Source organism: Bacillota bacterium, assembly GCA_040754675.1.
Taxonomy (GTDB): domain Bacteria; phylum Bacillota; class Limnochordia; order Limnochordales; family Geochordaceae; genus Geochorda.
The window spans coordinates 1-9,179 of sequence record JBFMCJ010000129.1; the positions used below are offsets into that span (position 1 = coordinate 1).

Consider the following 9,179-nt stretch of genomic DNA (forward strand, 5'->3'; position numbering starts at 1 on the left):
CGGGCGCTGGCGCTGCCGGCCGACGTCCGGGAGCCCGCGCAGGTGGAGGCGGCCGTCGAGCAGGCGTGGCGTTCCCTCGGCCCCATCGACGTCTTGGTCAACAACGCGGGCGCCTTCGAGGCGCACGAGTTCCTGGCCACCCCCTACCAGCGCTGGCGCCGGCTGGTCGAGGACAATCTGGCCGGCGCGTTCCACTGCACCCAGGCGGTGGCGCGGCGCATGGCTCGTGCCCGCCGCGGCGGGCGCATCGTCAACGTCTCCTCGGTGAACGGCTCGTTTGGCGTCGGCTGGTCATCGGCCTATAATGTGGCCAAAAGCGCCATCGACGAACTGACGCGCAGCCTCGCGGTGGAGCTTGCGCCCTACGGCATCCTGGTCAACGCGGTCGCGCCGGGCTTCATCGACACGGCCATGTCCCGGGCCTCCGGCGAAAGCGACCTGGAGACCGAGGTGTTCCGGCGCTTCTACGTGGGGGAACGGCGCATCCCGCTGGCTCGCGCCGGCCTGCCCGAAGAGGTGGCGGCGGCGGTGCTCTTCTTTGCGTCGCCGGCGTGCAGCTACGTCACCGGGCAGACGCTTTTCGTCGATGGCGGCCTGTCCATCACGTACTGAGCGGCACGGCTGGACGGGCCATCGAAGGGGGTCTTGACGTGCCGGGCGCCGACGGACGACCGAGTCGCGAAGAGGCGTGGCAGCTTCTGCAGGAGTGGACGCAAAACCCCAACCTCCTCAAGCACGCGCTGGCGGTGGAGGCGGCTATGCGGGCTTACGCCCGCCGGTTCGGGGGCGACGAGGAGCTGTGGGGCCTGGCGGGCCTCCTGCACGACATGGACTACGAGCGCTACCCGCAGCTGGAGGTGCACCCGCTCAAGGCGGTCGAGGAACTGAAGGCGCGCCACTACCCGTCCGAGGTGGTAGAGGCCATCCTCGGCCACAACAGCTACCACGGCCAGGCGCGCACGACGCCCATGGCCAGGGCGCTGTGGGCGTGCGACGAGCTGACCGGCTTCATCGTGGCGGTGGCGCTGGTACGCCCCAGCAAGGACCTTGACGACGTGACCGTCGACTCGGTGAAGAAGAAGTTCAAGGACAAGGCCTTCGCCCGCGGGGTCAACCGTGAGGAGATCTTCCAGGGCGCCGAGGAACTGGGCGTCCCCCTCGACGAGCACATCCAGACCGTGATTGACGCGATGCGGGGGATCAAGAGCGAGTTGGGGCTGGATGGCAAGCCAGACTGACACCCCTGCGCGGCGCGTTGAGCGCGGGTGACCTTGCCCGGGCTCCCTCCTTTTGTGACAATGAACTCCGGCAGCCCGCTCCCTGACCGGCCGCTTCGCGAGGGGCCGGAGGCGATGCCGGATGCTTTCGATCCCGCGCCGAGCCCTGACGGCGGTGCTGCTTGCCGGGGCGGTCATCACGCCGGCGATCGGGGCTGCCGGGTGCACTCCTGCGGCCGTACTGGGGCTGCGGCCGGGCCGGGTGGCCGGGCCGGTCCAGGTGACGCTGGCCATCCCCGCGGCAGCTTTACAGCTTTCGGCCGGCCAGCCGGCGCTCGAGCGGGTGCGCGTCACCCTCGTCAAGGACGCGCACGTGTTGACCCGCGAACAGGGCCTCCTCGCTCCGCCTGAACAGGACGAGGCGCTCTTCAGTTTCACGTTTCAGCAGGTCTACGAGGGGCGCTGGAGGGTGGCGGGCGAACTGGTGGATGCAGAGGGCGACACGGTTTACGCCGGGTCGGCCACCCTCTACGTTGCCAGGGGGCAAACGTCCACCGTGCGGCTCGTGCTCGCAGCCTGCCCGGCGATCTTGCGGGTAAACGTGGACCTCACGGATTACGCACGCGAAGGCAACGTGACCGCGGCGGGCGTCAGACTGAAGGGAAGCGATTCCACCACATTGCGCTCGGCCCGGCCTTCCGCAGCGCTTTCGTGGAGCTTCGAGCGGGAACGTCCCGCGGGCACTTTCGACGTGCAGGTTCTGCTCTACCAGCAGGACGGGACGCTTGAGTTCTCCAGCGACTGGCGCGAAGGGGTGGCGCTGTTGCCCGGCAAAACGACCGGGGTGACGTGGCGCCCGGGCGCCGGCACGGCCATCGTCGTAGGGGAAGTTGACCTCGTGCCCTCGCCCCCGTCCGCAGTGGCCTGCCGCGGGCTTGCCGCCCAGCGTCAGCTGGAGGTTGCCTGGACGGCTCCGGCCGAGCCCGATCTGGCCGGGTACCGGGTCTACCTGCGGCCGCCCGGCTCGACGCTGCGGTTGAAGGCGGAGGTGGGGGCCGGGGAGATGCAGGCTCTCCTGTCCGATCCGGACCTACCATGGGAAACGGGAGGGTCGGCCTACGTGGGGGTGACGGCCGTCGATCTGGCAGGCCAGGAGAGCCTGCACGCCCCGGTCGAGTGCACGATCCCCGCGCCCGGGGCCTAATCCTTGCTGGAGGAGGAAGAGCTGCTGCCGACCGTGGAGTCTTCCTTCTTGGCGGCCTCCTTGTACGACTTGCTGCGATAGTCGGTGACGTGAAAGCCGGATCCCTTGAAGAGGATGTTGACGTTGCGGCTGATCTGGCGCTGCACCGGGCCGCCGCAGGTGGGGCAGCTCTTGAGGGGCTCTTCGGTGATCGACTGCAGCGCCTCGAAGCGCCCGCACTGATTGCAGTGGTACTCGTACGTGGGCATCGCCTACGCAGCACCTCCGCAAGTCCGGGTCTTGTGTGGAAAATAAGTCGGCCTGCCCGCACGCACTCGCGGTGCCGCTCACAGGCAGACCGTCACATCCAGAGCCTAATGATAGTCGCCGGGGCGCCGGCGCGCAAGATCGGCGCGGGCCCGGGTAACCCGGGCCGCCGTCCCTACCAGTACGTTACGGGCGGCCGCCGGCGCACCCTGTAAATCTTGATCAAGATGAGGCCCGTTATGAACCCCCCGATGTGTGCCCACCAAGCGACCCCGCCCACGAGGGTGGGAGAGGTGGTAAGGGCCAGCGCACCGTTCCAAAGCTGGGTGACAAACCAGAAGAGCAGGAAGAATAAAGCGGGTATGTCAGCGATGGTGATGAAAAAGAAGATGGGTACCAGTGTGCTGACCTTCGCCCACGGGTACAACAGCCAGTACCCGCCCAGCACGGCAGCCACCGCGCCGCTGGCGCCAATGGTGGGCGCGGCGGCTCCGGCGGCGACCACGGCCTGTAGAAGCCCGGCGGCCAGCCCGCCGATCAGGTAAAAGGCCGCGTAACGGCCGTGCCCCAGGCGGTCCTCCACGTTGTCGCCGAAAATCCACAGATACAGCATGTTGCTGCCCACGTGGAGCCAGCCGGCGTGCAGGAACATGGACGTGAATAGCGTGAGCCACACCGGCGGAAGCGCTGCGCCGCCAAGCACGCCCATGTCGAGCCCGGCGCCGTCGCCCGACAGCCCCCACAGCCTGGCGGGGATGAGCCCCCACCGGTACAAGAACGCGGATACCGCGTCGCCCAGCGTCACCTCGTAAAGGAAGATGGCCAGGTTGATGGCTACCAGCAGCTTGTTTACGTACGGGTACCGTCGGGTGGGGATATTATCCCGAAGCGGTATAATGGTGCCAACCTCCCAACGGGGGCTGTGCCCAGGTTTGTAGCATGCGCGAAAAGATCTTTCGAGATCCGGTGCACGACTTCATCACGGTGCGGGATCGGCTTCTCGTGCGGGTCATCGACACGCCCGAGTTCCAGCGGCTGCGCCGCTTGCGCCAGCTCGGCACGGCGGCGGGCACTTACCACGGGGCCGAACACTCACGCTTCGGTCACTCCCTGGGCGCCATGCACATCATGGGCAAGGTGCTGGCGCGCCTGCGCCAGTCGGCTCAGCTTGCCATCGACGACGAACTGGAACGACTGGCCCGTGCTGCCGCCCTTTTACATGATATAGGGCATGGTCCTCTTTCGCACGGCCTGGAAAGGGTGCTGACCCCTTCCAGGAGCCACGAGCAGTGGACATATGCCATCCTCGAGGGCCCGACCGAAGTTCACGCCGTGCTGGAAGAGTATGCACCCGGTTTCTCAGGGCGAGTGCTCCAGGTTCTCAAGGGCGAACTTCCCTGCGAGCTCACGTGGCTGCAGCACCTGGTGGCAAGCCAGCTCGACGTGGACAGGATGGACTACCTCCTGCGAGACGCCCTTTACACCGGTGCCTTTTACGGCCGCTTCGACCTCGAACGGCTCATCAACACGCTGACGCTGGCGGACGGCCAGGTGGTGTTCACGTATAAGGGCGTCCCCACTGCCGAGGAATACGTGCTGGCGCGCCATTACATGTACTGGCAGGTGTACTTCCACAAGACGACCCGGGCGCAGGATCTGGTGCTGCGCGCCGCCTGGCGCCGGGCTCGGGACCTGTTCCAGGCGGGCGAGCTTGCGCCCGGCCCGGAGTTGCCCGAGAACCTCGAACCCTTTTTCAGGACGGAAGACCCCCCGCTTGCGGCGTACGTGGCGGTGGACGATTACGACGTGGTGTACGCCCTGAAGCGCTGGCAGCACCACCCCGACCCGATCTTGAGCGACATGGCCGGCCGCTTCATCAGGCGCCGCCTGATCAAGCCCGTGCTGCGCAGGCCGCGTCCGTCCATTCCGGACGAGACGCTGGTCCGGGCCCGGGAGGCGGTCCGGCGCGCCGGATGGGACCCTGAGTACTACTGCCTGCTGGATAGGACGGCGGACGTGGCTTACGACTACTACACGGAGGATGGCCCGCTCTCACGTGGAAGTCCGCCGATGATGGCCGTGGACGAGTTCGGCGAGCTGAAGGAGCTTTCCAGGATGAGCGAGATCATCCGGGCGCTGGCAACCCGGCCCAGAACCGCCGTCAACTTGTACGTTCCGGAAGAGTGCCGGGACGCCGTGCGCAACCTCCTCGCCCCCGAGGAAGACCGGTGAATTCGGCATGAGTGAACACGCCGGCGCGGGGAGCTCGGACCGGCCGAACGCCGGCGAAGTCCCCTCCGAGCAAACCCTGTTGACCCTGGAACGGCAAGCCCGAACGGCAGGGCCGGCCGGAGAAGAGGCGCGCCGCGCCCTGGCCGCCCTGGCGGCGGGCCCTGCGCTGCCCAGGCCTGTCATGAAGGAACTGCGCAGGGTGCTGTACCGGCTGCGTTCCATGGGGATCGAGGTAGAAGGGGCCGAGGCGCCCCGCGCTGAGGGCGGCGCGCGGGCGCTTGTGGTGCAGGCGGCGGCGTCGCGCATCGGCGCCGACGGATCCGCCGTGGTCCTGACCGTGTGGGATCTGGGGCATACAACCCACGTCTTCAATGCCCGGGTCAGCGATGTGCGCGGTTTTGAGGAGGCCGAGACCCGCGAGCTGGCGCGCCGGCGGGCGACCGCGGAGTTTGAAGAGGCCGTTCGCTCCGGGCTCACGGCCTTCGAGCCCTCCTGGGGAGCCATGATGCTGGCGGGGGCGGCGGCGCGGGCCAGGACCCGCACGGCTGGCTTTCCGAGGGCTTACGTCCTGGCGCGCGAGTGGCTCGAGCCGGCGCTTGCAGGAGAGACCTCACCGACGCCTTACGGCTGGGCGGCCGGGCAGTGGAGCCGCCAGCTTCAAAGCGCCCTGGACGAGGATCGAGAGCGCCTCGAGGTATGGGCCAGGGCGTCGTCCTCTCTTGCCGGCGACCCTGAGGTCGAAGAGTGGGACCTGAGCGAAGCGCTGGCACCTTTCCTGGCGGAGGCCCGCCAGCACCTCGAAACACGCCTGTCCCTGCTCCCTGCGACCCGCGAGGCGATGGTGGAACGGCTGGCCTTCCGCATGAGCCAAGCGCTGCATGCCCCTCCCCACCGCAGCCTTCTCGGCGCTCGTCTCGCGTATGTGGCACTTCGGCTGGAACGGCACGGCCGGCCCCAGGAGGCTCGCCTGGCGGCGGCCGCTTCCAGGGTGCTGCTCGACCGACATTCTCCTCTACGAGTCGGTGTGCTCGAGGCCCTGAGCGCGCGGCACCTCGCAGCGTACCTGCCGCCGCGGCAACGGGACCGCGAAGCGGCCGATCCCAGGCCGGCGGCTGAACGCTCCCCTTCGGGCCTGTTGCTCCCGCCGGGGACCTTGCGTCCAAGAGAAGGCGGGTAGGCGCCGGTGGATCATCATACAAGGAGCCGGGCAATCAAGAGCGTGGCAGTCGAAGGGGCCGTTGTGGCCCTGTTTTACACGGCCGCTGCCTGGCGCGCGCCCGCTCCCGCCGTTGCCGCCGCCGGCTACCTCGCGGCGGCCATTCTGTTGTGGTGTGCCCCCTGGCGCCGGGCCGGCTTCGGGGCCGAGGCTTACGAGAGCAACGGCGAGCCGTTCGTACCGGCACCGGTAGCGGTCTGGTTCGGTGCCGCGCTGGCCCTCGCCGGCATCGTGGCGGCCTGGCGGCTCTCCGGAAGCCTTCTTGCGTTCGCGACGCTGACGCTGTCGATGGTCGTCTGGGGCGCGGGGTGGGGGCTCAGGCTTGCGCCGGAACATCCCTGGATCGTGGCGGCACTTGGGTGGCTCGCCGCAGGTGTGGCCACGTGGGCGTTCGGTGACGCCATGCCCCTCAGGGGCCAGCGGTGGCCGGCCCTTGCAGCCTGGGCTCTGGGGGCCGTGCTGCTCACGTGGCTCGTGGGGAGAAGTCGCTCCCTCAACCTTGCCGCCTTCAAGGAACTGTCGGCCGCGAGCACCCAGCAGCTCCGCGCTTATGAGCAAGAGCAGAGCCTGTTCGCACTCCACGCGCACGTCGAGCGCAACGCCGCTTCGTGGGGCCCGCCGGACTGGAGCGAGCAGGTGCTCAAGGTGGTGGCGCAGCTTCTGACCGCCCACCAGGTGTGGCTCGTCGTGCCGGGCCAGGATGATGCTGCATGGCGCCTGTACGCCGCGTGGCCGGCCGCCGGCGCACGTGATCCCTCCGTTGCCTCGCTCCTCGGCCTGCTGCCTCGCCCGCAGGCAAGCCCGGAGCCTCCAGGCCCCGCGCACGAACGGCCGCCCGATGCCCTGGAGGTCGACGTCCCTGCCCAGACGCCCATCGCGCTCAACCCCCGGCTCATCGCCAGTCCTGTGCGAGCACCCGGTGCCGAGGAGGCGTGGGGGTGGCTCGTCGCCGGCCGGAGCCCCTGGCAGTCGCCGTTCGACGCAGAACACCGCCGTCTGCTGGGCCAGCTTGTCAACCACTGGAACACGGCGATTCACAACGTCGGCACCTATACCAAAAGCCAGCGCCGGGCCCAGCACCTGGCCACCCTGCACGAGATCAGCCGGGCCATGGCCAGGCCGCTGCAGCTCGAGCCGCTCTTCGAGACCATCTTTCGCGAAGTGGCGCGGGTGATGCCCGCCGAGGCGTTCATCATCTCGCTGTACGAGCCGGAGGCGCAGACGGTCAACGTCGCGTTCATCTTCGACAAGGGCCAGCGCTACCCGCCCTTGCGCCTTGCCGCCGACCACGGCCCCACCGTGGAAGTGATCCGCACCGGCCGGCCCCTTTTCATCAACCGCCGTGCCGAGGAGCTGGGCCAGCCCGTGCCGGGCCGCCGGTTGATCGGAACGCCCGAGGAACCCGCCTCGGCCATCATCGTGCCGATGATTCTCGAGGACCGGGTGCTGGGCACCATCTCAGCCCAAGCGTATCGGCCCCAGGCGTACACCCTCGAAGACCTGGACCTGCTGGGCACGATCGCCGGCCAGGCCGCCGTCTACGTCCAAAACGCGCGCCTCTACGAGCAGACGGTGCAGCTCGCCCTCACTGACTATATGACGGGGCTGGGCAATGCCCGTATGCTCCGTCGCGAGCTGAGCCGGGAACTGGCGCGGGCCCGCCGGTCCGGCCGCCCTCTCAGCCTCGTCATGATCGACTCGGACGACCTGAAGCGCATCAACGACCGCTACGGGCACCCCGAGGGTGACCGGTACCTGGTGCTGCTGGCGGACGTCATCCGGTCGCACGTCCGGGCCGGAGACATCGTGACGCGCTACGCCGGGGACGAGTTCGTGCTGGTGCTGCCGGAGGCCAGCATGGAGGAGGCCGAGCAGGTGGCGATGCGCATCGTGGAGGCCACCAGCAGGACGCCGCTTCTGTTGGGTGAGGAACGGGTGTTTACCACCGTGAGCGCCGGCGTCGCGAGTTTCCCCGAATGCGGCGGCGATGAAGACTCCCTCGTCCGGGCCGCAGACCGGGCCCTTTACGCCGCCAAGCAGGCGGGAAAGGGCCGGGTGTGGTGCTACCCGCCCCGCGGCGAGGGATCAGCGGAGGCCGGAGGCTCCGCTAGAGCCGGAGGCTCAGCCCGGCCACCAGCGTAGACGCCCGCGGATCGGCCGGCACCGCCACGGAAGCGTCCAGCCCGAACGGGCCCAGCCGCAGACCCAACCCGGCCGTGTTCACTGACCGGATGCCCTGCTCGGCGTGCCCCACGCGTACCGCCAGCGCGTTGAAGAAAATGCGCTGCTCGGCGCCCACCGACCAGGAGCCGTCGCCCCGCCATTCGGCTGCCATCCGGCCCCTCTGGCCGGGCAGCGTGACGGCCACGCCCAGCCGCACGCCGGCGAGCGGCAGGAGCCACTGGTCCGTCCCGGCCGGCTCGTCGCTTTCCCGGTGCCGCCACGCCATGGTGCCCGCCACGTCGTGGAGCACCACCGCCAGTGAAAGCGTGTCGCCCCAGCGTGCCCGCACCCCGAGATCGGAGGTGAAGCCCCGGCCGACCAGGCTGGATGCGGCGGGCGAGCCTGACTGGGATGCCGCCAGATGAAAGGACTCGGCGTACAGCAGCCGTACCGCGGTCCCCGTGGAGATTTCGGCACCCAGAATCTTTCTCTCCAGCCTGTATCCCGACCCGAACCCCACGGCCGATACGAACCGGCCGCTTCCCTGGCCGCCGTCGACGTGCGCGGTGCCCTGGGCCATGACGCCCAGCCCGGACCCGTTCATGACGAGCCCGCCCATCGCGGAAAGCCCCTGGTCCACCTGCCCCGCCGAGGCCGGATCGGCAAATAGCCGGCGGAACTGCTCGAGCTGCTCGGACGGATCGCCAACGCCGTTGCCTTCCTGCACCGCGGTCGTGAAACCTGCCTCGAACCGGCGCTGAGTGAGCCCCGCCGGGTTGTAGTAGAGGGCGGATGCGTCGTCCACCCACGCTGCGGCGGCGCCCCCCATGCCCGCGACGGCAGGGCTCAGGGGCGGTGACGCAAAGAAAGGCGCCGAGAAAAAGGGGGGTGCCGCTGCCAC

The 9,179-nt window shown here is 69.0% G+C and carries 9 protein-coding genes; 6 read left to right on the forward strand and 3 right to left on the reverse strand.

Features of this window, described 5'->3' with window-relative positions; all coding sequences use genetic code 11:
* The 3 genes from AB1609_09235 to AB1609_09245 all read left to right on the forward strand — a co-directional run.
* Positions 1-612, forward strand: a 612-nt coding sequence (locus AB1609_09235) for an SDR family NAD(P)-dependent oxidoreductase (protein MEW6046649.1), incomplete at its 5' end; no start/stop codon positions are given.
* A 38-nt stretch (positions 613-650) separates the two neighbouring features.
* The gene (locus AB1609_09240) at positions 651-1,238 is read left to right on the forward strand and encodes an HDIG domain-containing metalloprotein (protein MEW6046650.1); all 588 of its coding nucleotides are present in this window, start codon (positions 651-653) and stop codon (positions 1,236-1,238) included.
* Positions 1,239-1,359: 121 nt separating this feature from the next.
* The gene (locus tag AB1609_09245) at positions 1,360-2,421 is read left to right on the forward strand and encodes a hypothetical protein (protein ID MEW6046651.1); all 1,062 of its coding nucleotides are present in this window, start codon (positions 1,360-1,362) and stop codon (positions 2,419-2,421) included.
* Here the strand turns inward: AB1609_09245 and AB1609_09250 are convergent.
* Positions 2,418-2,669 (reverse strand): FmdB family zinc ribbon protein, encoded by a 252-nt coding sequence (locus AB1609_09250; protein MEW6046652.1) that lies wholly within the window; start codon positions 2,667-2,669, stop codon positions 2,418-2,420. The two genes, AB1609_09245 and AB1609_09250, sit on opposite strands and share 4 nt — an antisense overlap.
* Positions 2,670-2,842: 173 nt before the next feature.
* Positions 2,843-3,472: a rhomboid family intramembrane serine protease gene (locus tag AB1609_09255; GenBank protein ID MEW6046653.1), complete on the reverse strand. Its 630-nt coding sequence runs from the start codon at positions 3,470-3,472 to the stop codon at positions 2,843-2,845.
* Positions 3,473-3,606: 134 nt separating this feature from the next.
* Here AB1609_09255 and AB1609_09260 point away from each other — a divergent pair, with 134 nt between their 5' ends.
* Genes AB1609_09260 through AB1609_09270 form a run of 3 tightly spaced genes read left to right on the forward strand, consistent with a single transcriptional unit; the run spans position 3,607 to position 8,257 of the window.
* Complete coding sequence (locus tag AB1609_09260) at positions 3,607-4,899, forward strand: HD domain-containing protein (protein ID MEW6046654.1); 1,293 nt, start codon at positions 3,607-3,609, stop codon at positions 4,897-4,899.
* Between the two features lie 7 nt (positions 4,900-4,906).
* Complete coding sequence (locus AB1609_09265; GenBank protein ID MEW6046655.1) at positions 4,907-6,076, forward strand: hypothetical protein; 1,170 nt, start codon at positions 4,907-4,909, stop codon at positions 6,074-6,076.
* Between the two features lie 42 nt (positions 6,077-6,118).
* The gene (locus tag AB1609_09270; protein ID MEW6046656.1) at positions 6,119-8,257 is read left to right on the forward strand and encodes a diguanylate cyclase; all 2,139 of its coding nucleotides are present in this window, start codon (positions 6,119-6,121) and stop codon (positions 8,255-8,257) included.
* Here AB1609_09270 and AB1609_09275 read toward each other — a convergent pair.
* The coding region (locus AB1609_09275; protein MEW6046657.1) for a hypothetical protein at positions 8,223-9,179 on the reverse strand (957 nt) is incomplete at its 5' end. The two genes, AB1609_09270 and AB1609_09275, sit on opposite strands and share 35 nt — an antisense overlap.